We start from the raw sequence: 22,569 nt of genomic DNA, 5'->3' as shown, positions 1-22,569 counted from the left end.
GCGAGCCAGAAAGGTAGCACACGCGCCGGGAATAGTGGCTACGGCGAGGGGGGCTTCGGCAGGGGTGCCTATGGTGGTGAATAGCGCAATTATAGAGATATGGTTCTAAGGGGTGGGGGCGTGACCGAACACGATAGCCATGGACTTTTGGGCGTTCAGTGGCTTCGATGGCGCGCAGTTTGCCAACTGTCACTTCAAATGACTTGAGGTTGACGACAAGAATAGACCGTAGCATCGGCGAGACGCGGGTAGAGACCGGGTTCTTTGTAACAAGCCTCACTGGGCTCTCCCCGGAGATCGACTACGAGTTTCGCACAGTTTCGATGACGAGTGAAAAAGCCAAGTGGACCGGCAGCATCAACATTTTTACACCTGACTGTTTCGTAACAGCCGACCGGTCCGGACCCGAACTCATCGCTAGTGGTATTTGGAAAATAACATTATGCCTATGAAATCATCTTACTGTTATGAACATTGTCGCCATCGGAGCTCACCCTGATGACATCGAGATCGGGGCTGGCGGGTCGGTTGCACTCCACCGAGCCGAGGGACACACTATAGACTTCATCGTGGTGACCAGCGGCGGCGAACTCTCGAACACGGCCAAACGGGAGCGCGAGTGCGAGCGGGCAGCAGAGATTCTTGATGTCGACAACCTCCACTTTCTCGGCTATACGGACACCGAAGTCGCTTACGGGGGTGAACTCGTCAAGCAGATCGATGACATCCTCGAGTCGGTCGGCGCCGACCGTGTCTACATCCACTCGGAAAAAGACACCCACCAAGACCACCGAAACACCGCGCTGGCATCTATCGCGGCGGCCCGGAACGTCGACGAGGTGCTGTCCTTCGAGTCGCCGTCAACGCGGTCTTCGTTCGCGCCGGAATACTACAGCCCCATGCCTGAATCTGTGCTCAAAAAGAAGATCGAGGCAATTCGCACTCACGAGAGCCAGTCCGAAAAGAAGTATCTCGAAGCAGAGGCGATGGAAGGGCTGGCACGGTTCCGCGGGCGACAAGCAAATACCCGATATGCCGAGGCGTTCCAAGTCATACGCATCAAGCAGGATCCGAGGAACTAGCGGACGAGTCCCTGAGTGGTGTTTTCTGCCGGCCTACCTCACTCGGTTTAGTCGTCCGGCAGGGACGCCAGCAAGTCTGGGAGCTCGGCAAGGCTATCGATGGTGACATCCGGGACGGCATCCCCGGTCGGGACGCGCTCCGCGTACTGGCCCCGCCGTACTCGCACGGTCCGCATGCCAAGGGCTCGGGGCTGTAAGACATCCAGGCTGGGGCGGTCACCGACGTACACCGCCGCCTCTGCCGGCACGTCGAGTTCCCGTAGTGCAGTCTTGTATGGTTTGGGCTCCCGCTTGGATGTGTCGAGTTCCGATGTGACGATCACGATATCGAAGTAGTCCGCCAGCCCGAGCCGATGAAGTTTTGCGCGACCGTTTCGCCCGCCGGTGACCAAGCCGAGCGCGTACTCGTTTTTGAGGACCGACAGCGTCGGTTCAACATCCGAGAACGGTACCAGCGCGGCGTCGTTGGCGTGGTACGCATCGACCAACTCCGGGACTGCATCAAGGGAGTATCCACGCTCTGCGAGCACCGCATCGAACGTTGCGTCGGTCGCATTGGCTTGGAAGTACGCCCGAAGAAAAGCATCGGTCAAGTCAACGCCAGTTCGCTCAGCGTAGACTTCGCCGGCACGTTCGAGGCCCGCGCGCACGTACTGACGGTCGTCGAACAGTGTCCCATCAAGGTCGAAACACACTGCGGCAGGCATTGCAAGTGGTTATATTTAGGGACAATAGCATTTCAATAGTTAGGTCCTACTGTAGTCGTCCCGTCGTAAGCAGTTATTAGATAAGTGTCACAACTGGCAAACGAACTACATGGCGACAGTACTCGTGACCGGCGTCGGCGGCGCAAGCGGCGTTGGGGCGGTGAAATCGCTGCTGGCCAGGACGGATCACAAGGTGATCGGTATCGACGCGAACCCCGCAGCTGCGGGAATTCGCCTGGCAGACGCGGGGGCACCCGTCCCGCTGGCGACCGACGACGACTGGCCAGCTGCGGTGGCCGCGGTCGTCGATCGGTTCGGTGTAGACGTGTTGGTCCCAACCGTCGACGAGGAGTTAGCCGAACTCACACGCCTCCGGGCGGCGCTGCCATCCGAGACACCAATAGTCGCCCCCGGCAGCCCGTTATCGACGCCGCCCTAGACAAATACGAGATGCACCAGTGGCTGGCCGACGCGGGCGATGACCTGCCCGCGACTTGGCTCGCCTCCGAGGCGGAGCGTATCGACGAAGAAGTGTACCCGCTCATCGTGAAGCCTCGACGCGGGCGCGGAAGCCGGGGTGTCCAGCGTGTCGACGACAAGTCTAGCCTCCACGACCACCTGGCGCGGACCGAGAGGAACCCAGAGGACCTCTTGGTGCAAGCATACCTTGACGGCCCCGAGTTCACGACTAGCGTGGTCGGAACGAGAGACGGCCGCCTGCTCGGCGTCGTCCCCAAGGAAGCAATCGAGAAGGACGGCTCGACGGTGCTCGGCGTGACGCGTCGCGCGCCCGCTGTTGCGGACTCGTGTCGCAGCATCTTCGATACGCTAGACCCGAAGGGGCCGGTGAACGTCCAGCAGGTGCTGGACGCCGAGGGAATCCCCAAAACTATCGAGGTTAATCCCCGGTTCTCGTCGACCTCGTGTCTGACTGTCGCGGCTGACGTCAATGAGTTTGACCTCCTCGTTAGGGACGCGCTCCACGAGACGGTAGCGCCTGTCGACAGGTACGTCGCCGACCGTTATATGATCCGGTACGACGACCATATCTTCGCAGACGACCTCAACCTCGGAAAGTAACTCGTGACGGGTGAGGGTGTTCGCGACGCCCGTCATGTCGGCTTGTCAAGTGACGAGGACTCCGGCGGCCCGGTCCTGATCTCGAGATCCCCGAAGTACATCGCGTTGTCCACTGGGGATGGCCACTGGCCACCAAAGTAGACCGTGTTCACGAACTCCTCGATACGGATGTCCTCGGCCTCGGCCCCACGGAAGAGCAACCCGTCTCGGTCGAGCGCCAGCTTACCGTTAACCCAGCCGCGGAGTATACCGTCGTGGTTACCGAGAGTGTTCATCTGGACGAATTGGTCAATGCGGTGCCACTCACCGAGCGTGAGACCGCGATTCCATCGTAGGTAGGTGCCGTACGGGTAGGTTGGGCTGTAGTTCATTTCGCCGTGATAGACGTAGTGTGCGAGCCCAATATCTGTATCAAGGTACGCCGCCTTCGGACGGATAAAGCTCATCCGCGCCGACCAGCCGTCCGAGCCGTCACAGGGGCCGAGGTCACCAGCGCCACAGTTCCCATACGTTCCCTGGAACCCAGGTAGCTTCCCACCACCGGAGTGCGACGCGGCGAACTCGAAGTCCTTCGGGACGTACAGCCAGTAAGTGGCGGACGCGGCTTCGGGTTCCTCGCTGAAGTGGTCCGCAAACCAGAAGCGCATCCGCATCCCACGGTGCTGCCCCTCCGGAATAGGAACTTCGAGCGCCGAGCCGTTGTGCGAGGGGGAGTTCGTGAGGAGGTCCCTACTTCGTTCCTCCTCATAGTCAAAGACCTCGCGGTACGCCAGGGAATCGTAAGAGATATATGCCTGATTGTCACCGACGGTAGTCTCCTTGGGCTGGTCAGTGGTTGCCGGCGCGTCCTCGCTACTGTTGTTCGTACAGCCCGTGAGTGCCACGGCTCCGGTCAAGATCAGTCCTAGATATTGCCGCCGGTGCATCCACGTGTACTACCGTCGCAGATAATATTAGTATAAATATCTTATGCACGGTAGCGGGCGAAAGGGGTTGGCTTACTGGCTGCAGACGTGCATTAAGCTGTTCTGCGATCAACAGGAGTCGGCCCTAACCGGTCTTTCCGTCGACACTCTTCCAATGGCTATTGTTGAAACAATTCGCCACAATAGAATTGAACCGAAGCAGCCTGTCGGGTGCCCAACCAGAGGATTCTATTCTCGCTTGATTCATAACAATAACAAGCCTGCTTAACCTCAAAAATATGTTATATAAATACGTTCTTATCTATATCCACTTCCAAGCCCAGGGCTAATTGCAGGTTCACTCTACCTCAGATCGCTCGCTTACGCACTCGGTTGTGGAATCAGGAAGCGCTGGACGACATGGAATGCGTACGTTGTTGGTAAGGCCAGCGCAATATACGTCTATATGATTTTCGAGTCTCACTTTCTCGGTGGCCTGGGCGTTTCGTCGGTTTTCCTTGGCCTGTTCGTCGGCCTTATACTTCTGTAGATTCGGACGGATCAGAACCAGAAATAAAAGCGGTTTCGGCACGCGATGCACTCGCAACCAGCCGGGCTGGACGGGTTCTCAGGTGGATCCAAACGAAAGGTCACAGTGGGGCCGATTCGCCACCCCACACACGGAGAAAGAACTGAATCTCAAGCCATCGGCTATCGGTTGCATATGGTGCCTCTGAGCTGAAGTCGAAGTTCGACATGGTGATTCCAAACAAAGAAGAAGCACATCGTCCGGATTCACGTCATCATCCTCATCCGGTGGCATAATGACTCGAACCGATCTGTGAGTTCACTTGCAAGATACTCGCCAAAGGGAAGCGACGACGTCAATCCCGGCGACACAGCATTGAGTACGTGAATGGAACAAGGGCCGTGTTCGAAGAGTAGATCCTTGATCAGTGTCCCGTCGTTAGGGAACTTGTTCAGTTCGGTAATACCCACGCTAATCATCTTTGGGGACGCGAACAACTTCCAGAATCCCTCGAATCCAAGCGTATCGAGGAGTTCAGATATATCAAATGGTGTGTTTTCGTATGCCTCACGGTCGAATGCGAGGACGGCGTTCGGACCGATAATCACTTTATCATCGGTCCGCCGGGTGTAGTGGACGCCCAGGAAGGGCAGGTCAGGATCGGGCCTTGGACAGATCATCGATCGTACCAGGTGGCGTTGCTCCGGGACCAGTTCGTAGTACTCGTCACGAAACGGAACGATCTAATACTCGGTTCCGACATCCATCTGATGGGCGAGTTCGTCTGCGTTGAGGGCTGCAGTATTGACCAGATACGAACTCGTGATCGTTCCGTTTGATGTCTGAATACGATGGCTATGATCGCCAGTACGGATCGCCTCAACCTCGTAGCCGGTGAAAAAATCCACGCCCATGTTCTCTGCATCTCCAGCAAGCGAGTAGACGTATTTCTGTGAGTCAACCGATGCAGCCTCCGGACAGTAGAGAGCAGTCACTCCAACAGCAACTGTTCCTGCTCTCGAATCGCGCCCTGGTCCTCGAGGAGTTCGGTTTTAACCCCGTTCTCGGGGCGGTGTTAACTTAGCCATTGATTCCACCAGACGGCGTGAGCTTGTAGCCATGATTCTGCGGTATCTGGATCAACGTGGCTGAAGCAGTTTGAAAACGAAGATGTTCGTCGTTCTACCTCACGAAAGACACGTTCGACGGCGTTCTGAAAGCCGTGTTGCTGGACGCGGTAGCTGAGATTTTCTCGTCGAAGGCCGGCGATGAGGTCATCTGCGTCATCGACGAGAAACACGGCGTCTGTGACGGCGTGTTTCTCGGTCAATTCAGTGAGAAACTCTCGTGCAATCGGCACCGTATACGTTGGGAACAGTCGTGAATGGAGAATTTTGTTGGATTCAGGATCAACCGCGGTGTACAGCCAGTATTGCTCGTCGTTGATCCGGATCGATTTTTGATCGACCGCAACTCGATCCAGATTCTCACCGCCGCTCGGCTGTAAATCCGCTTTTTGAACCCAGTTGTGAACCGCAGTGCGACTGCGTTTGACACCCGACTCCTCACGTAACACAACTGTATTCGAGAGTGATAGGCCCGCAAGATGGTGGCGAATACCCTTTTTAATGAGCTGCGGGGGTGTCCTCTCACGCTGCACAAACTCCAAGTCGATCCAGTCTGTAGATTCGTTGAGGCGGTCGGTTTCGGCCATGAACATCCGAATCTTCGACCGCCTCGTTCCTAACTTAACACGACCGTTCTCGGTGGCCTGAACCTGAAGTTCAGTGTGACGGTGTCGTTCTTCCTGATCGGTTGCGATTACTACGACACCGAGTTCATCGAGAGGGAGAATGTTGGCCCTGCATTACTCTTTCATTCGTCGAGTGCCCTCGGTTGCAAACCGGCTTTCAGTGACCCGGGTGGATAATTAAATCCGGGATGTAAGACCCCGGAGTTCCGACCGCTCTGGTGCTCGGCGAGGTGGTGCTCCTTCTCAATGACACAGATATCGAGAGACGAGTCCCTCGCCAGGTGGTACGCGACCGAACACCCCACGCAGCCACCCCCGACAATAGCAATGTCTTAGGTCTCCATATCTTAGAAGTAGATACTGTCTCCTTGAGTATTATGCACGAGTGAAATACTGAGGCTGTGCCTGACAAAGACGGGGGCACTCTCGCAGGTAATTAGTGCTTCGCTGTTTCGCTCGGCTGCTCATCAGTGAGAACGGTAAGGGTACGGAGACGCGCTCTCCCCTGACGAACCTTCTATCAACTCTTCATGCCGGGAAGAAACGGTAAATGTCATACTCACTCCGAAGCCACCTCCGTCGTTGAGCGCCTGTCCGGATGGCGGTCTCGTCGTCGTCGATGATTCATAATCGGTTCTCAGCCCCGCAAGAGAGTGTGGACAGACAGTTCGGATATGATCTAGGAGAAAAACTGGCAGTCGGAGCGAGCGACGAGCACAGAAAGGCGGAAAAGCAGGGAATCGCCTCCCACTGGTGGCTCGAAACTCTCGGCTCCGAAGCGGGAGACGTCAAAACTTCATAATCGGCTTGTAATGGCGAGTAAGCGTCTGTAGCGCCAGTATGGGACGCTCCGTCGTCGAGCAACCCAGCCCGGCAGATCATACGTCATACTCGACGAAAACGGAGGATAGACCGGATCTACCCGCTGGCTAACTGTGATACAGACGAGTGCCTCATGTCTTCTGACAGCCATCTCACGCCCGCAGAGGAGAAACCGATAGACGGAACCCGATTATGAAGCAGTCAACTGTGTGTTCGACGTCGACGCTCAAATCGTTGATTGTGGATACCGGGACCACAGACTGTCCACCCGCTCTGGAGGCCACTCTATCTCTTCTTGCCCTTGTGTGATTTCGTTCCTAGATCGGGGATCGTAGCTAACTTCTACACAGTACCGGACGTGAGAGCAGTATGATCGGTCCGTTACGACGTCTGAGCCACCTAGAGACTCGAAGGAGAACGCTCTGTATCGATCAGCAGCTATGTAAACGACCGTGGATTGGTCGGCTCGACTGGTACGTCCCCTACACAGAAACTACACGTAGTTAGTACAGCCACAAAAGAGGGTGAACACGAACTGAGCGAAACTGTTAGCTAGTGGCCGATCAGTACGTCGAACTGGCCGAACGCGACAGGTGACGAACAAATGTGAATACGCCAGCCGATCTCGACGCAGCGAGTGAATGGCTTGCGACACTGATCGACGTCAACAGGGAAACTTCATCGACAACGTGGTCCCGTTTCAGAGCCGATGAACTGGAATCTGCAGTTCACTCGTATCGAAGCGCCTCGATCGGATCAGTTCGCGCACCGTCCCACGCCGGATAGAGACCGGCGACCACACCGACGACGATACCGACGACTACCGCGATAACGGCCCATTCCAGTGGGAACGTAAACGGAAGATCCAGAACCCGTGTGACTGCATACCCGCCGAGTATCCCTACCAGAATTCCCACGACCGACCCGATCAGTCCGAGAATGACTGCCTCGACCAGAAATAGCTGGAGGATATCCCGATTCTGGAAGCCGACGGCTTTCATGATGCCGATCTCACGAGTCCGTTCAGTCACACTGACCAGCATGATGTTGGCAATACCGATCGCACCGACGACGAGTGAGATGACCGCGATACCGGTGATGAATCCCGTGAACGTGTTCAAAACGTTCTGGATCTGTTCGACGAACTGCTCGTTCGTTTGCACGGACGTCTCGTACGACGACGGGAGGAGTTCGCTTGCATCGGACTCGGACTCGAGATAGCCTCTGACTCTCTCGGCGACTGCGTCGACCTGGTCGAAATCCGTCGCGATAACTGTCAACCGCGAGTAGACCCGCTGGCGCTCGCCCGTAGATGGACTCGTAAGTTGAGATTGCGCAAAGGGATCGGTTGGTCCGTACACCTGTGGTCGACCGATGCCACCGGGTTGAAATCCCCCGCCATCAGTCGACGTCGCTTTGAGGACGCCCACGACCGCGGCGTCCACAGTCTCTCCGCTGCTGTACGTTATCGCAATCGTGTCTCCAACCGAGACATTTGTATCGAAGACCGTCGCCGCCGCGTCGTTGAGAACCACTTCGCGTTGACCGAGCGCAAAGGTTCCACCCTCAGAGAAGTTCTGGGTCCCCGTCGCTCTGAAGTAGTTCGGCGTGGTTGTGGTCATCGACCTGAGTCCGATGGTCTGGTTTTGAAACGTAACCCCTGATAGCGAAACGGTCCCCTCAGGAACGACTGATTCGACCCCTTCGAGGCGCTGAATCTCCTGAATATCGTGTTCGGTGAAGACCGCCTGACCGCTCTCTACGCCCGGACCACCCTGACCGTCTACTTGCTGGGCCGAGACGGCCATCGCAGGCGACTGTCCGGCGGCGACGTCACCGATGATCGCACCTTCCAGGCTGGCGCCGAGCATGACGAAGGTGATGACTGCACCGACGCCGATGACGACCCCGAGAGTGGTCAACGTCGAGCGGAGGCGATGACCACGGATCGACCGCCAGGCCATCCGAAAGCTTCGAAGACCTCCATCAGTCTCCTCCCCACTGTCAACTGTCGGCCGCCGTGGTGTCTCTATCCGTTCGATACGCTCCAGTTCGCCATCGAGGAGGTGGAGTATTCTGTCAGCATGTTCGGCGATTCGGCGCTCGTGGGTGACCACCAATAGAGTGTTCCCGGCGGCGTGGAGTTCGGCGAAGAGATTCATGATGGTTGCTCCCGTATCGGTATCGACGTTGCCTGTCGGTTCGTCGGCCAGAAGCAGTGTGGGGTCGTTGACGAGTGCCCGGGCGATGGCAACCCGCTGACGCTGGCCACCGGACAACTCGTTTGGCAAGTGATCGACCCGATCAGCCAGGCCGACCCGGCCCAGTAGCGACTGTGCACGCTCGACCCGCCGGTCACGAGACACGTTCCGAGCGACCATCGGCAAGGCAACGTTCTGCAGGGCGGTGAGCCGGGGCATCAGGTTGAACGTCTGAAAAACGAAACCGATCTCCTCTCCGCGTAGCCGTGTTCGCTCGCGGTCGGAGAGGCTTGTCACGTCCTGACTGTTCACGACGACAGTTCCTTCGGTCGGCGTATCAAGACACCCGATGAGGTTCATCAGGGTACTCTTCCCGGAGCCACTCGGCCCCATAACCGCCGTGTAGGAGCCACGTGGTAGTTCGAAGGTCACGTCATCAAGGGCATGCACGGGTTGACCGACGTAGTACGTCTTCACCACTTGCTGGACGGAAACTGCCGTATCTGAGTGACTGTCCGTCTCGGCAACGGTAGAATCGGTCATCTCCTGGCCCCACCTCCGCTTGGCGGGCGGCTAATGGGAGTTACCAACGCTAGCTGCAGCATACGAAAAGCTACGGCGAATTCACGGATATATGATTGTGGTGGGGTACAGTGATCGGCCAGACAAGGAGCAGATTACAACTTATCTGGGTTATTCGGCGCCTCTCGCCACTAGCGGCTGGCTTTGATACCGACGAAGGAACCGTCGCCGTATCCGTCTTCGATCGGTTCGGGATCGTCTATCTCATCGAGCCACTGATAGATCGTCTGGACGAACTCGAACTCACTGAAGCCGGCGGCTTCGAGTGAGTCGAGGAGGTCATCCGTCGAGACGAACGTCGCCTCCCTGTAGAACGGGTTCTGTTCTTTGTTCTCCTGGTAGATCCGGCCGACCGGACTGTCTTTGTCGATGTAGCCGATCACGAGTTGGCCCGACGCCGAGAGGATCCGGTCGGCTTCGGCCAGCGTTCGGGGAATATCGTCGACGAAGCAGATCGTCGTCACGATCAGCGCAGTGTCGAACGTGGCGTCCCGGACGGGGAGCTGTTCAGCGACGCCTCTGGCCACGTCGACTCCCCGCTTGCGGGCCCGTTCGAGCATCGCCTCGGCCGGGTCGATCCCGACGTCGATGCCAAGTGGGGCGGCGAAGCGTCCGCTCCCGACACCGATCTCGATGCCGCGGCCGGTCGCCGGGACGAGCCGATCCAGCGCAGCCAGTTCGGACTGGTAGGCGTCCTCGTGCTTCTCGAACCAACCCTCGTATCGTTCAGTGTGGGTCTCGAACGGCGCTGATTTCGGCATAGTCGGATATAGATTCCCCGGCACTACCAATGTATCCTTCTACTCCAGTTCCGAGAAAGCTTGTTACGAACCTGTTCCGTAGGCACCCATATGGCTGAGTCACGGGATGAGAACGATGGGTCTGCTATCGACGAGATGGATCGACCTCGCACGATCCACCGAGGGTCGTTCGACCCGGTTCGGATAGCCGATGGTGGGACCGCGTCGGGCGGTACGCTCCTCGGGATTACGACGGGAGATGGTGTACTCATGGCAGCAGATACACGCACGAGTCGGGGCACGGTCACGAGCAGTGAGGACGTCCAGAAGATGAGTCAGGTCCATCCGACCGCTGTACTGGGATCGACCGGGGACCTCGGAGAACTGCAATCGTTCGTCCGGACGATCAGAGCCGAAGCCGACCGCTACGAGACCGAACACGACGAACCGATGGACAGTGCAACGCTCAGCACCGTGACGGCAAGGGAGCTTCGAGAACACGCCGTATCCGATATAACCGTTCTCCTCGGGGGCGTCGATGACGGTTCGCACGTGTTCACCATCGGTCGGGACGAAGGCGTCGTCGAGGAGACGTATGCTGCCGTGGGAAGCGGTCGGGAGGCCGCCTATGGAATTCTCGACGCCGAAGTTCCACAGTCGCCGTCGCTGTCGGAAGCCCGACTGATTGCGGGTCGTGCCATCGAAAGCGCCATCGAGCGAGATGTCCAGACCGGGGTCGGGGTTCACGTCGCCGAAATCTCGCAGAGGGGTGTCGATATCGACCGATACGACTCCGTCGACGAATTTCGGTAGGGCATCCGACGGCTCAATCGGTTGGTCGTGTCGCCGTCAACAGTCCGTATCACACCGTCCGCGAGAACACGATGAACAACGCCAGCCCGACGCCGGCCAGAAATGCAAGCACCGAATGTGCTTTTTCGTACGACCGCGCCTCGGGAAGCAGATGGGCGGCGGAGACGTAGATCAGCACACCCGAGACGAAGCCGAGCAGGAGTCCGAGACGGTGTGCTTCCAGGCCGCTCACCAGCGGATAGGCGACGAAGGCCCCAAACGGCGTCGTCAGTGACGCGATGAAAAACGCGTATATCGCCGCGGTTCGCTCGCTGACGTTCCCTTTCAGCAAGACCAGGTACGTGATCACCCCCTCGGCGAACTCGTGGACCACCAATCCCGTTCCTGCAAGGACGCCAGTCAGGAGGGAGATGTTGAACGTAACCGTGTAGACGACGCCGTCTACGAGCGAGTGGATCCCGATGCCCTCCGCGGCCGTCACCCCGAACGCGAGGGTCGCCTCTCCGGTCCGGCGCTGGATCAGTTCGTTGGAGAGGTACATGAAGAGAAAGCCAGCCAGGGCGGTGAATCCCGCGTCAGCGGTGCTTCCGATCGCGTTCGGTAGCGCGTGAATCAGCGGCGTCGTGAGCAGGATTCCCGCGGCAAAGCACATGAGAAAGGGAAGCGTCTGTTCCGCCCGCTCCCGGTGTTGCAAGATTGCGATGATGCCTGCCCCGTTCACGACTGCGGCGACGATGGCAAACACCGCGATCCAGTAGAACTCCTCCTGAAACGCTAGCATGACCGATGTTTCGTCACCAACGGGAGATGCGCACTGTTGCTCCTGGCCACGAGAGGATGCCTCCTGCGCGGCGAGCTGTACCGCTCTGGTTGCGTCATACTGAGAACTATGCAGTCAGATGGTAAAACCACTGCTCGTCCGACTGTAGGGGCGGCTAGCTGACGGTGTTTCGGCCGGTATGGTCGTGTGGCCGTTTCTGATCTGTTGGAACCACCGTTTGTGCTTGCCCCCAGTTATCTCCCGGAAGTAACCTCCCGGCAACGAACCCGCACGTAGTTATTATGTCCGTTACGATGAGACCAGTATTGTAATGGTTGTTAACACACCGCGGTTGAAAGAGATGTACGAGGACATGGTGACGGCCAGGTATTACGAAGAGCGACTCCAGGAGGAGTACCTGGAGGGAAAGCAACCGGCCTTTGACATCTCGGCAGGACCGATCCCGGGCGAACTGCATCTCGCCGCCGGTCACGAGGCGTCCGGCGCGGGCGTCTGTCAACACCTGCGCGACGACGACACGGTGACTGCTCCCCACCGACCGCACCATATCGCCATCGCGAAAGGCGTCGATCTGAAGCCGATGACCGCCGAGATATTCGGCCGTGAATCGGGACTCGGGAAGGGCAAGGGCGGCCACATGCACCTGTTCGACCCGGACGTCAACTTCGCGTGTAGCGGCATCATCGCCGAGGGGTGCCCGCCTGCCGTGGGTGCCGGCCTCGCAGCCAAAAAGCGCAACGAGGACAGCGTTGCCGTTGCGTTCCTGGGCGAGGGCGCTATTGACCAGGGCGCTTTTCTGGAATCGTTGAACCTCGCGGCCGTCCAGAACCTGCCGGTCGTGTTCGTCGTCGAGGACAACGACTGGGCGATCAGCATGCCCAAAGATCGGATCACCGACGTCCGGGAGGGCTCCGACCGTGCAGGCGGGTTCGAGATGCCCGGCGTCCGCGTCGACCAGGACGACGCCATCGCTATCTACGACGCCGCGAGAGAGGCGATCGGTCGGGCACGAGACCGCAACGGACCGACGCTCATCGAGGTACAGGTACATCGGCGGATGGGCCACTTCATGGGCGATCCGCAGACCTACCGATCCGAAGCGGACCAGGAAGCCGCCGAAGAGCGGGACTCGATCGAGCGCCTCGCCGAGGATCTCCGAGCGGACGGCGTGGCGGACGAGACGCTCGAGGAGATCCGGACGGCTGCCCACGAGCGCGTCGACGAGGCGATCGAGTGGGCGAAAGACCAGCCAAAGCCGGACCCGGAAGAGGCACACGACGACGTGTTCGTGAACCCGCCGGCCGGCGTGACAGAGACCGAACCGGACTTCGAACTCACAGGAGGTGACGACTGATGGCACAACAGGAACCACAACGAACGATCGAGCGAGAACTGACGATGAGCCGTGCGATGGTCGAAGCGATCGGCCACGAGATGCGCGAGAACGACGACGTGTTCTACATGGGCGAGGACGTCGCCGATTACGGCGGCATCTTCGACAGCACCGAGGGCCTGCTCGACGAGTTCGGCTACGATCGGATCATGGACGTCCCGATCAGCGAGACGGCGTATCTCGGCGCGGCAGTCGGTGCCGCACAGTCGGGAATGCGCCCGATTGCGGAGCTAATGTTCGTCGACTTCTTCGGCGTCGCGATGGACCAGATCTACAACCAGATGGCGAAAAACACCTACATGAGCGGCGGGTCAGTGAACGTCCCGATGGTGCTCACGACTGCTGTCGGCGGGACCTACAACGACGCCGCCCAGCACTCCCAGACGCTCTATGGCACCTTCGCGCATCTCCCGGGTATGAAAGTCGTCGTCCCGTCGACCGCCTACGACGCGAAGGGACTCATGCATAACGCCATCCGCGACGACGACCCGGTCGTCTACATGTTCCACAAGCGCCTGATGGGCATCGGCTGGATGCCAGCCCCGACCGGGCCGAAAACGCCGGTTCCAGAGGACGACTACACCATCCCGTTCGGCAGCGCCGACGTCAAACGCGAGGGCTCGGACGTGACAGTCGTTACCCTCGGCCTGCACGTCCACCGCGCCCTCGAAGCGGCGGAGTCGCTCGCCGAGGACGGGATCAGCGCGGAGGTGGTTGACCTCCGAACGCTCGTCCCGCTGGACACGGAGACGGTCGTCGACTCGGTCCGGAAAACAGGGAGTCTGGTCGTCGTCGACGAGGATTACCGCTCGTTCGGCGTGACCGGCGAAATCGTCGCCAGCGTCGCCGATGAGGCGCTCGACGACCTCGAAAGCGTCGAACGGGTCGCGCTTCCGGACGTCCCGATTCCCTACGCCCGACCCATGGAGGACGAGGTCATCCCGGACGCTGACGACATTAAAACCGCCGTCCAGGATCTTCAATAGATGTCCGAGGCTACCGATGGGGTCGCGGTCACCGCCGACGGCGAGTGGACGGCGGACGTCGACGAAGAGGAGGGCATCGTCGTCAACTGGTTCACCAGCGAGGGGGCCAGTGTGAGCGAGGGCGACACGCTCTGTGAGATCCAGGTCGAAAAGGTGAGTATCGACGTCCTCGCACCCACTGATGGCACGCTGGTCGATATCGCTCGCGGGGAAGACGACGAGTTTACCATCGGCGATACGCTCGCCTGGATCGAGCCGGGGTGAAACGGTGTGAGCGACGACACCGACGGCCCTGCCCCGCGTACGGTTGCAGAGGAGCACTCGCTCGGGCCGATGCGTAGAACCATCGCGAACCGACTGCAGGAGAGCTATCAGAACGCCGTTCACGTGACTGTGAGCCGCGAGGTGGATGCCGAAGCGCTGGTGCGAGCGGCGGACGCCCTCGACGATCCCGTCTCGCTCACCGACGTCTTGCTCAGTGCGCTCTCGGACGCACTGGAGTCCCACCCCGCGTTCAACGGGACGTTCGAGGACGGAACGCACCGGCGCTACGAGGAGCACAACGTCGGCGTCGCCGTCGATATCGACGCCGGCCTCGTCACGCCGGTGATCGCGGATGTCGGCTCGAAGTCACCGGGCGAGATAGCCGCCGAGCGCCGTCGCCTGACGGAGCTCGTCCAGCGCGGCGAGTACGACATGAGCGATCTCAGGGGCGGGACGATCACCGTCTCGAACCTTGGCGTCCTCGGCGTCGACTCGTTCACGCCGGTCATCAATCCGCCCGAGGTGGCGATTCTGGGCGTTGGCCGAATCGTCGAGCGGGCGCGTCCGGGCGACAGTGACGATGACGGCGGCGTCGAGTTCCGCCGGCAACTGACACTCGATCTGAGCTTCGACCATCGGGTGGTCGACGGCGCCGACGCCGCCCGCTTCCTCGGGACGCTGGCCGAGCACGTCGAGGACGCCACACAGTACATTGAGACGACCTCTTGAGCGGTCTGCAGGCCTGGCGGCGAGCTGTGGCAGTACCACATCCCTGCATACCCCTGCTCGCTATGACGACTCGTCCTCGTAGAACTCCTCGTGTGGCTCGATTGCGTCGATGTTCGGCGGATCCGCGCGACGAACGACGAACACGTCGTAGACGTCCTCCGCGGCGACGCGGACGCCGACACTCGTCAGCGGCGTGACCACTCGGCCAACGTTGTCGCTCCCCAGAAAGAGGACGCTCGGGTCGTGTTCCATAGCCAGCCGTTCGATATGACCGGCGAGTTCCGCTTCGGGCGGGAACTCCCGGATCCGCTCGTAGTCGAACGATGCCTCGGGGGCTAGCTCCTGGACCTGTTCGTGCAGGGACTCAATGATCTCGTCCGGGTCGTAGGACTGGCCCGGGTCGATCCAGCCCTTCTCCCGACCGTAGCGTTTCCGTTCGGGGACGACCGTTACAGCGACCACGTCCTCGTCGAGGACGCGCGCGTACTCGACTGCCCTTGTGAGTGCGGCTTCGGCGAGGTCTGAGCCGTCGAACGGGACGACGAATGCCATGTCTAGTACGAGGAGGTATCGAGCAATAACTCCAAGGGGCGATACGGTCTCGCCCAGCGATCGACCGACTAGTCGACGGTCAGAACTGGCATCGACGAACGACGCACGACGCGGGCCGTCGTACTCCCCATGAGGCGGCCCGAACCGACCGCTCGTCCGCGAGTGCCCATCGCTATGAGGTCCGCATCGACGCCCGAGGCGTACTCGAGCAGTTCCTCACTGGGGACGCCACGCAGAATGTCCGTCCCGGCGTCGAGGCCCCGTTCGCGCGCCATCGCGGCTACCTCGTCCGTCGCGGTCCGTCCGCCCTCTTTGAGCATCCCGATGATGCTTCTGGGCGCGTCTTCCAGGTCGAACGTCGTCGGATCGATGACGTAGACGACGTGCACGTCGGCATCGTATTTCTCGGCGACGTCGAGTGCGGTCTCTGCGGCCCGTTCGGCCGCGTCGCTCCCATCGGTCGGGATGACGATTCGGTCGTAGGTCACGTCCTCGACGGGGTCGTCGGTCAGTCGAACCGATAGCACTGGGATCTCGGACCGCATGAGGACGCGTTCGGTGGTGCTGCCGAGACGGACTCGGTCTGCCCCGGTCCTCCCGTGTGTTCCCATCACGACGAGGTCGATGTCGTGCTCGTCGACGTAGTCGAGAATTGCTCTGTACGGGGTTCCCTCGCGTACCGACCGGGCGGCGTCGAGTCCGTGCTGTTCGGCCTCTTCGGCGATCCTGATCGTCGCTTCCCGTCCCCGCCGCTCGGACGACTCGTGAAGTTCGGACGGGTCCTCACCGGAGAGTCCGACCGGTTCGCCCCCCATCTCGACGACGTAGAGCGTGTGGACGGCCGCACCGTACGCCTGGGCCAGTTCGGTCGCGTGCTCGATCGTCACCTCGGCGCCCGGACTACCGTCCGTCGGAACGAGCATGGTTCTGAACATATGGACTGATTCGACGCGTGTCCTCATCAATACCGGCGGTAGTCGGGGCGCGAAGCTATCAGAACTCAGAACTGTCGGTAGTATTTTTCTCCGAGGGTAGGACATCCGGTATGGCTCAGATCGAACTCCCCGGACCCGATACCGACGGGCAAACGAGCGTCGAACGAGCGATTGCATCCAGAGAGAGTCGTCGGGCATTCGCCGAGTCTCCGGTCGGGATGGAAGACGTAGCGCAACTGCTCTGGGCTGTACAGGGGATCACGCATCGCACCGACGGCGTCCAGATGCGGGCGGCACCGAGTGCTGGCGCGACGTACCCACTCACGACGTTTCTGGAAGTCGCTCCGGGCGGTTGTGAGGACCTCGAACAGGGCGTCTACCAGTACGATCCGATCGGCCACGCTCTCGATGTCAGCGGGACCGCACCGGTACACGAGGAACTCACGCGGGCGGCGGGAGACCAGGAAGTGATAGCAGAGGCTCCGACGACTATCGTACTGACCGGGAACTACGACCGCACGCGGCGGCAGTATCCGGAGCACGGCGATCGGTACGTCCACATGGAGGCCGGTCACGCCGCCGAGAACGTTCATCTCGTCTGCGAGTTGCGCGATCTGAATAGCTGCCCAGTCGGGGCGTTTGCCGACGCCGAGGTGGCGGAGGTGCTGGACCTGCCGGATCGGCTGGATCCGCTCTACTTGCTGCCGTTCGGTAAGCCGTTGCCTGCCTGACGCAGCGCTCTCTATCGCCCCCGGCCAAGCTAGTACCGGGGTGGTGGGAAGATGAACACCTGTTGGCCGTCTCGTGACTCCTCCGGCTGATCATCACTCGCCGATCTCTTCGATGGCGAGTTGGGATTCCGGAAGCGTCTGTCCGCCGTCGACGACGAGGCTTGCGCCGGTGACGTAGCCTGCTTCCTCGGAGGCGAGGTACGCGACCGCGTGACCGATGTCTTCGGGGGTGCCGAGTTCACCCTTCGGGATCGACGCTCGCATCCGGTCCAGATACTCCTCGCCGAGGTCGTCGAGGCCCCCGGTGCGGATGTTGCCGGGTAGCACGGCGTTGATCGTGATGTCCTGGTCTGCCACCTCCATCGCCGCGGTCCGCATGAACCCCGTAATCGCCGCTTTGCTGGCGGCGTAGTGGGTCCAGCCAGGGTAGCCGACCATCGGTCCGGTGATCGAGGAGGTGAGGACGATCCGACCGTAGTCCTGCGACCGCATCGCGGGAAGACACGCCTGGACCGAGAGGAAGATACCCTTCGCGTTGACGTCCAGGACCTCGTCCCAGTCGTCCACCGTCATCTCGTCGAGGTCGGCAGACGGGAAGATACCGGCGTTGGCACACAGCACGTCGATCCGGCCGTACTCGTCGACGACCATTGCTGCGAGCGCCTCCGTCTCCGCCGGATCGGTCACGTCGACGCCGACAGCCATCGACTCCCCGGAAGTTCGTCGGCCGCCGCCTGCGCTTTGCTCTTGTCCACGTCGGCCAGTGCGACCGTCGCACCCTTTTCAGCGAGTACCTCGCCGATTCCCTTCCCGATACCGCGCGCACCGCCAGTGACGACTGCTATCGAGTTCTCTACAGTCATAGTTCGCTCCGTGAGAGGCTACGATGGACGCGACCGTAATTGTGCCACGTAGTCGACAGGCATTCAGGCCAACCGAGGGTGTCACTGTCGCCTCCGGGGTGGGTCTTCGTGCCGTTCGCTCATAGTTACCAGGCAACAATCGCCCGGATATACGTATCTTCTCGTTGGCACACTACATATGAGTGAGATGACCTACTACGGGATCGATATCGGACTGCTGGAGGGTGGCGAGGACCTTGTCGACCTGATACTCGGAGCGACCGGCGAGAGCGATGTCCCGTCGCTGGAGGACGACGACGTCCTCGTCGTCTCGTCGAAAGTCGTCTCGCTCGCGGAGGAACTGCTGGTCGATCTGGATAGCCTGACCGTCTCACCCCCAGCCAGACGGGTCGCCGATGTGACAGGGGTCGATCCGCGCGAGGCGGAACTCGTGTTGCGGGAATCGACGCTCCTCGGCGCGGTTCCGGTCTCTAAAATCGGCACCGAACTCCTCGAATCGGCGGCAGTGAGTTCCGACGCGGCCGAAGACGCCCTCGAAGCACTGCCGTCGCTGCTCGTGACACTGTGGAACGGACGGCTCTGCACGAACGCCGGGATTGACCTCTCGAACTCGCCCGACAGAATGGCGACGCTCCTGCCGCCCGACCCGAACGCGAGCGCCCGCCGGATTCGCGAGGAGATCCGGGATCGAACAGGCACGGACGTGGCAATCGTGCTTGCAGATTCGGAGGTCAGCCACCACGGCGGCAGTGTGGACGTCGCAATCGGTTGTGCCGGAATCGAGCCAGTGGACAGTAACTTCGGCGCGACCGACCTCTTCGGCAACCCGAAACTCGGCGGCGTCGATCTGATCGCCGACGAACTCGCCGCCGGCGCAGCACTACTCTCTGGACAGGCGGCCGAGCGAACACCGGTCGTCCTCGTCCGCGGTGTCGACTACGAAGCGGGCGACGGGATCGAGAGCGACGCCGAACTGGTTCGCCAGGGGCTCTGGCCGTCAGTCAAACAGAGCGTGCAGGTCAACATCGTCGAACGAGTGCCGATACCGTCCCGTCGGTGAATCGCAGGCTACTGACCTCGGCCAGCGGACGGATTCTCCCCCATCGGTATCTCTGTGCGGACACCGTAGATGGACACATGCAACTCGAAGCCGACACCGTCGACCTCGGCACGACTCGCCCGATTGTCCTGCTGAATAACGGCGACGCGGACGAACTGGGTGCCCATCCACTCGACCGCGTCCGGATCGAACACGCAGACGGGGCGACGACAGGAATCGTCAAGCGAACCGACAAGCTAGTCGAACCGGGAACCATCGGCGTCACCGAACCAATCGATCACGTTCGGGGCCCCGTCGGCGTGCGCCTCGCCGGAACGCCCCAGTCGGTCCGGTACGTCCGGAAGAAACTGGACGATATCGAACTCGAGGCGCGCGAACTCGATACGATCGTTCGGGACATCCACGAGAACCGGCTTTCCGATATCGAACTCAGTGCGTACGTCTCGGCCGTGTACACGAACGGGCTCTCGCTCGAAGAGACCAAAAACCTGACCCAGGCGATGAGCGACGTGGGACAACGGCTGACGTGGGACGCCCCCGTAGTAGCGGACAAACACTCCATCGGCGGCGTGGCCGGTAACTGCGTGACGCCGATCATCGTCTCGATCGTCACGGAAGCGGGGCTGACGATGCCAAAAACGTCCTCTCGTGCGGTCACCTCGCCGGCGGGAACCGCGGACGTCATGGAGGTGTTCTGTGACGTCGAGTTCACGACCGACGAGATCGAATCGATCGTCGACGAGACGAACGGCTGTCTCGTCTGGGGCGGTGGCGTGGACCTCTCGCCCGTCGACGACAGGATCATCCGCGCTGAGAACCCGCTGTCGATGGATCCGCCGGGACAGGTTATCGCATCAGTGCTCTCGAAAAAGCGCAGTGCAGGCTCGACACACGTCGTGATCGACATTCCCTACGGGGAGGGCGCGAAAGTCGAGAACCTCGCCGAAGCACGCGAACTCGCGGACGATTTCAAGGGCGTCGGTACGCATCTGGATATTGATGTCACCTGTGCGATCACCCACGGGACTGATCCGATCGGCCGCGGCGTCGGGCCCGTCCTCGAAGCCAGGGACGTCCTCGCAGTCCTGGAAGGGGATGGCCCGGAGTCGCTCCGACTGAAATCACTTCGGCTTGCGGAGATGCTGCTCGATCACTGTGGCGTCGACGCGTCGGCGACCGACATCCTCGAATCCGGTCGGGCACTGGAGCGGGTCCGTCGGATCCTCGAAGCCCAAAACGGCGATCCAGAGATCACCTCGGACGACCTCAGCCCCGGCACCGAATCGACGATCATCAGGTCGGAGCGATCCGGCTTCACGACGCGCGTCGACAACCGACAGCTCTGCGACCTCGCGCGACGGGCGGGTGCCCCCTCGACAGTCGAGCGGGACTGGTTATCCATCGGTCGGTCGGCGATGCGGTCGAGGCTGACGATCCGCTGTATACGATCTACGCCGAGCAGTCATCGAAACTCGACGAGGCGCAGACGCTGGCCGACCGCCTCGAACCCGTTCGGGTACGGAGCAAGGCCGACGCGCTCGTCGAGCGGCGATAACCCCGTCGCTGGAGTGACAGACACAGCAGCAAAGAGGTGTGGCCCTCGATTTCTGGTGATACCCTCCCTCTATGATGGGCCGTCTCGTATGTTCTGAACATGTCTGCAGACCTTCCGACCCGGAACGAACTCATGACGGGAATGACCGTGGAGGTCGAACAGGAGAACGGCGACCGCATCATCGGGGAGGTCGGTCCCATCCTCTCCGACGAACGAACCCATCCCGAGGGGATACTCGTCAAACTCAAATCCGGCGTCCGCGGACGCGTCAAGCGGATCGGGCCGGATGTGGGCCAATGACGCTCCTCGTCCTCGGGACCGTGACCCGCACGACGGATCGCGCTCGACCGAGCCTCCATCGTTTTAGTCCTGCGAGACCGGGTGTCTGGAAATGGTGTCACAGATCGGCCTGACCGGCGACGTGATGCTCGGCCGACTGGTCGACGAGCGCCAGCAGAGCCGACCCCCTGAGGCGGTCTGGGGGAGCATGCACGAGCGCCTGCAGTCCGAGGATGCCCTGTTCGTCAATCTCGAATGCTGTCTATCGGCGCAGGGTGAGCCGTGGCAACGAACCTACCGCCCGTTTCATTTCCGGGCGGACCCGGACTGGGCGGTGCCCGCACTCGAGAGCGCCGGAGTCGACTACTGTGCGCTCGCGAACAACCACGTCCTGGACTTCCGGGAGGTAGCGCTCCGCGACACGCTCGACGAACTCGACGATGCCGACATCGCTCACGCAGGTGCCGGACGAACGCTCGACGACGCGCTGGACCCCGCGTTCGTCACCGTCGACGACCTCACCGTTGCCATCGTCTCCCTCACCGACAACGTCCCGGAGTACGCTGCCGACGACACCTCGCCGGGGACGGCGTTCATCGAGATAGATGTCGACAACGACGAAACGCGCGAGAGGGTTCGGGAGGCGCTCGACCGCGCCAGACAGGAAGATCCCGACCTCCTGGTTGCGTCGCTCCACTGGGGGCCGAACATGGTCGAAGAACCCCCGATTCGTTCAGGAAATTCGGACGGTGGCTCGTCGACCAAGGTGTCGACGTGATCCACGGCCACAGCGCGCACGTCTTCCACGGAATCGAGGTGTACGACGGGAAACCGATCCTGTACGATACGGGGGACTTCGTCGACGATTACGCGGTCGACGACCGTCTCCGTAACGATCGAAGCTTCCTGTTCGAACTCTCCAGTACCGCCGACGGGCGGCTAACGGAACTCCGTCTGGCTCCGACCGGGATCGACGACTGTGCGGTGCACGCGGTCGCCCCGGACTCAGCACAGTGGAGCCGCGACCGGATGCGGTCGCTATCCAGTGAGTTCGGAACGGCGTTCGAACAGGAGGGCGAGGAACTCGTCCTCTCACTGGATGAGTGAGGCGTCTCGCAACTGCGCTTGCCGTCGGATGGCAGTAAACGCAACCGATGGCTCAGTAGCCGTATTCGGGTCGCATGTGCCACAGCATGGTTCATCCATACGATCATATCCGATGCCGTT

23 protein-coding genes and 5 pseudogenes are annotated in these 22,569 nt (G+C 60.7%); 14 read left to right on the top strand and 14 right to left on the bottom strand.

All coding sequences use genetic code 11. From position 1 onward, the window contains the following. Nucleotides 1–467 precede the first annotated feature (467 nt). Nucleotides 468–1,082, top strand: coding sequence for a PIG-L deacetylase family protein (locus ACFQH2_RS09515; protein ID WP_377053045.1), 615 nt, complete (start codon nucleotides 468–470; stop codon nucleotides 1,080–1,082). Nucleotides 1,083–1,129: 47 nt separating this feature from the next. Here the strand turns inward: ACFQH2_RS09515 and ACFQH2_RS09510 are convergent, their stop codons facing one another. Further along, nucleotides 1,130–1,789: an HAD family hydrolase gene (locus ACFQH2_RS09510; protein ID WP_377053043.1), complete on the bottom strand. Its 660-nt coding sequence runs from the start codon at nucleotides 1,787–1,789 to the stop codon at nucleotides 1,130–1,132. Between the two features lie 109 nt (nucleotides 1,790–1,898). On the opposite strand from ACFQH2_RS09510, the gene ACFQH2_RS09505 reads away from it, so the two are divergent. Both ACFQH2_RS09505 and ACFQH2_RS09500 read left to right on the top strand, forming a co-directional pair. Next, a complete protein-coding gene (locus ACFQH2_RS09505) occupies nucleotides 1,899–2,228 on the top strand; it encodes a hypothetical protein (protein WP_377076667.1) in 330 nt (109 codons plus the stop codon). Between the two features lie 11 nt (nucleotides 2,229–2,239). After that, nucleotides 2,240–2,869 carry an ATP-grasp domain-containing protein gene (locus ACFQH2_RS09500; RefSeq protein WP_377076666.1) on the top strand — a complete coding sequence of 210 codons (630 nt, stop codon included), beginning with the start codon at nucleotides 2,240–2,242 and terminating at the stop codon, nucleotides 2,867–2,869. A 32-nt stretch (nucleotides 2,870–2,901) separates the two neighbouring features. Here ACFQH2_RS09500 and ACFQH2_RS09495 read toward each other — a convergent pair whose 3' ends face one another. The 5 genes from ACFQH2_RS09495 to ACFQH2_RS09475 all read right to left on the bottom strand — a co-directional run bounded on the left by ACFQH2_RS09495 (nucleotide 2,902) and on the right by ACFQH2_RS09475 (nucleotide 6,361). Then, nucleotides 2,902–3,753, bottom strand: coding sequence for a polysaccharide lyase (locus tag ACFQH2_RS09495; RefSeq protein ID WP_377053039.1), 852 nt, complete (start codon nucleotides 3,751–3,753; stop codon nucleotides 2,902–2,904). Between the two features lie 816 nt (nucleotides 3,754–4,569). Next, nucleotides 4,570–4,983, bottom strand: a complete 414-nt coding sequence (locus ACFQH2_RS09490) for a hypothetical protein (protein WP_377053037.1) — start codon at nucleotides 4,981–4,983, stop codon at nucleotides 4,570–4,572. Between the two features lie 63 nt (nucleotides 4,984–5,046). Next, a complete protein-coding gene (locus tag ACFQH2_RS09485; RefSeq protein ID WP_377053035.1) occupies nucleotides 5,047–5,298 on the bottom strand; it encodes an FAD-dependent oxidoreductase in 252 nt (83 codons plus the stop codon). Nucleotides 5,299–5,378: 80 nt separating this feature from the next. Next, entirely contained in the window at nucleotides 5,379–6,017 is a 639-nt protein-coding gene (locus ACFQH2_RS09480) for an IS6 family transposase (protein ID WP_377076665.1), read from the bottom strand. A 161-nt stretch (nucleotides 6,018–6,178) separates the two neighbouring features. Beyond that, a complete protein-coding gene (locus tag ACFQH2_RS09475) occupies nucleotides 6,179–6,361 on the bottom strand; it encodes an FAD-dependent oxidoreductase (protein ID WP_377053031.1) in 183 nt (60 codons plus the stop codon). 350 nt (nucleotides 6,362–6,711) lie between these two features. Between ACFQH2_RS09475 and ACFQH2_RS09470 the strand changes: the two genes are divergently transcribed. Continuing rightward, nucleotides 6,712–6,858, top strand: a complete 147-nt coding sequence (locus ACFQH2_RS09470; protein WP_377053029.1) for a hypothetical protein — start codon at nucleotides 6,712–6,714, stop codon at nucleotides 6,856–6,858. Nucleotides 6,859–7,606: 748 nt separating this feature from the next. On the opposite strand, the gene ACFQH2_RS09465 is transcribed toward ACFQH2_RS09470, so the two are convergent. From ACFQH2_RS09465 to ACFQH2_RS09450, 4 genes and pseudogenes are all read right to left on the bottom strand, one after another. After that, nucleotides 7,607–8,041: an ABC transporter permease gene (locus ACFQH2_RS09465; RefSeq protein ID WP_377076983.1), complete on the bottom strand. Its 435-nt coding sequence runs from the start codon at nucleotides 8,039–8,041 to the stop codon at nucleotides 7,607–7,609. A 72-nt stretch (nucleotides 8,042–8,113) separates the two neighbouring features. Further along, nucleotides 8,114–8,794, bottom strand: a pseudogene (locus tag ACFQH2_RS09460) (ABC transporter permease); the annotation flags it as partial. Nucleotides 8,795–8,860: 66 nt separating this feature from the next. Then, nucleotides 8,861–9,622, bottom strand: a pseudogene (locus ACFQH2_RS09455) (ABC transporter ATP-binding protein); the annotation flags it as partial. A gap of 170 nt (nucleotides 9,623–9,792) precedes the next feature. Next, the gene (locus tag ACFQH2_RS09450; protein WP_377053023.1) at nucleotides 9,793–10,422 is read right to left on the bottom strand and encodes a class I SAM-dependent methyltransferase; all 630 of its coding nucleotides are present in this window, start codon (nucleotides 10,420–10,422) and stop codon (nucleotides 9,793–9,795) included. Nucleotides 10,423–10,512: 90 nt separating this feature from the next. On the opposite strand from ACFQH2_RS09450, the gene ACFQH2_RS09445 reads away from it, so the two are divergent. Next, the gene (locus ACFQH2_RS09445; protein ID WP_377053021.1) at nucleotides 10,513–11,214 is read left to right on the top strand and encodes a proteasome subunit beta; all 702 of its coding nucleotides are present in this window, start codon (nucleotides 10,513–10,515) and stop codon (nucleotides 11,212–11,214) included. A 49-nt stretch (nucleotides 11,215–11,263) separates the two neighbouring features. Here ACFQH2_RS09445 and ACFQH2_RS09440 read toward each other — a convergent pair whose 3' ends face one another. Further along, nucleotides 11,264–11,995, bottom strand: a complete 732-nt coding sequence (locus tag ACFQH2_RS09440) for a ZIP family metal transporter (protein WP_377053019.1) — start codon at nucleotides 11,993–11,995, stop codon at nucleotides 11,264–11,266. 340 nt (nucleotides 11,996–12,335) lie between these two features. Here ACFQH2_RS09440 and ACFQH2_RS09435 point away from each other — a divergent pair, with 340 nt between their 5' ends. From ACFQH2_RS09435 to ACFQH2_RS09420, 4 genes are read left to right on the top strand one after another with little or no spacing between them, the layout of a single operon-like run. Beyond that, on the top strand, nucleotides 12,336–13,349 hold the full coding sequence (locus tag ACFQH2_RS09435; protein ID WP_377057062.1) for a thiamine pyrophosphate-dependent dehydrogenase E1 component subunit alpha: 1,014 nt from the start codon (nucleotides 12,336–12,338) through the stop codon (nucleotides 13,347–13,349). Beyond that, nucleotides 13,349–14,374: an alpha-ketoacid dehydrogenase subunit beta gene (locus ACFQH2_RS09430; protein ID WP_377053017.1), complete on the top strand. Its 1,026-nt coding sequence runs from the start codon at nucleotides 13,349–13,351 to the stop codon at nucleotides 14,372–14,374. Before ACFQH2_RS09435 ends, ACFQH2_RS09430 begins: the two co-directional genes overlap by 1 nt. After that, nucleotides 14,375–14,638 (top strand): lipoyl domain-containing protein, encoded by a 264-nt coding sequence (locus ACFQH2_RS09425; protein ID WP_377053015.1) that lies wholly within the window; start codon nucleotides 14,375–14,377, stop codon nucleotides 14,636–14,638. A 6-nt stretch (nucleotides 14,639–14,644) separates the two neighbouring features. Next, entirely contained in the window at nucleotides 14,645–15,367 is a 723-nt protein-coding gene (locus ACFQH2_RS09420) for a 2-oxo acid dehydrogenase subunit E2 (protein WP_377053014.1), read from the top strand. A 60-nt stretch (nucleotides 15,368–15,427) separates the two neighbouring features. Here the strand turns inward: ACFQH2_RS09420 and ACFQH2_RS09415 are convergent, their stop codons facing one another. Further along, nucleotides 15,428–15,919 carry a universal stress protein gene (locus ACFQH2_RS09415; RefSeq protein WP_377053012.1) on the bottom strand — a complete coding sequence of 164 codons (492 nt, stop codon included), beginning with the start codon at nucleotides 15,917–15,919 and terminating at the stop codon, nucleotides 15,428–15,430. A 68-nt stretch (nucleotides 15,920–15,987) separates the two neighbouring features. Beyond that, nucleotides 15,988–16,854 (bottom strand): universal stress protein, encoded by an 867-nt coding sequence (locus tag ACFQH2_RS09410; protein ID WP_377053010.1) that lies wholly within the window; start codon nucleotides 16,852–16,854, stop codon nucleotides 15,988–15,990. Nucleotides 16,855–16,964: 110 nt separating this feature from the next. Between ACFQH2_RS09410 and ACFQH2_RS09405 the strand changes: the two genes are divergently transcribed. Continuing rightward, nucleotides 16,965–17,585, top strand: a complete 621-nt coding sequence (locus tag ACFQH2_RS09405; RefSeq protein ID WP_377053008.1) for a SagB/ThcOx family dehydrogenase — start codon at nucleotides 16,965–16,967, stop codon at nucleotides 17,583–17,585. 93 nt (nucleotides 17,586–17,678) lie between these two features. On the opposite strand, the pseudogene fabG reads toward ACFQH2_RS09405, so the two are convergent. Next, a pseudogene (fabG, locus tag ACFQH2_RS09400) lies at nucleotides 17,679–18,448 on the bottom strand (3-oxoacyl-ACP reductase FabG). 178 nt (nucleotides 18,449–18,626) lie between these two features. Here fabG and ACFQH2_RS09395 point away from each other — a divergent pair. From ACFQH2_RS09395 to ACFQH2_RS09380, 4 genes and pseudogenes are all read left to right on the top strand, one after another. After that, a complete protein-coding gene (locus ACFQH2_RS09395) occupies nucleotides 18,627–19,508 on the top strand; it encodes a coenzyme F420-0:L-glutamate ligase (RefSeq protein WP_377053004.1) in 882 nt (293 codons plus the stop codon). Between the two features lie 77 nt (nucleotides 19,509–19,585). Beyond that, nucleotides 19,586–21,063: pseudogene (locus ACFQH2_RS09390) on the top strand (AMP phosphorylase). Between the two features lie 99 nt (nucleotides 21,064–21,162). Next, nucleotides 21,163–21,363, top strand: a complete 201-nt coding sequence (locus ACFQH2_RS09385; protein ID WP_377053000.1) for a DUF2196 domain-containing protein — start codon at nucleotides 21,163–21,165, stop codon at nucleotides 21,361–21,363. A gap of 91 nt (nucleotides 21,364–21,454) precedes the next feature. Further along, nucleotides 21,455–22,449, top strand: a pseudogene (locus ACFQH2_RS09380) (CapA family protein). Nucleotides 22,450–22,569: the final 120 nt, after the last annotated feature.

Origin of the sequence: Natronoarchaeum sp. GCM10025703, assembly GCF_042661985.1 — an archaeon.
Lineage (GTDB): Archaea > Halobacteriota > Halobacteria > Halobacteriales > Natronoarchaeaceae > Natranaeroarchaeum.
Note: the sequence above shows the minus strand (reverse complement) of the source record. Positions and strands in the feature narration are given on the sequence as shown.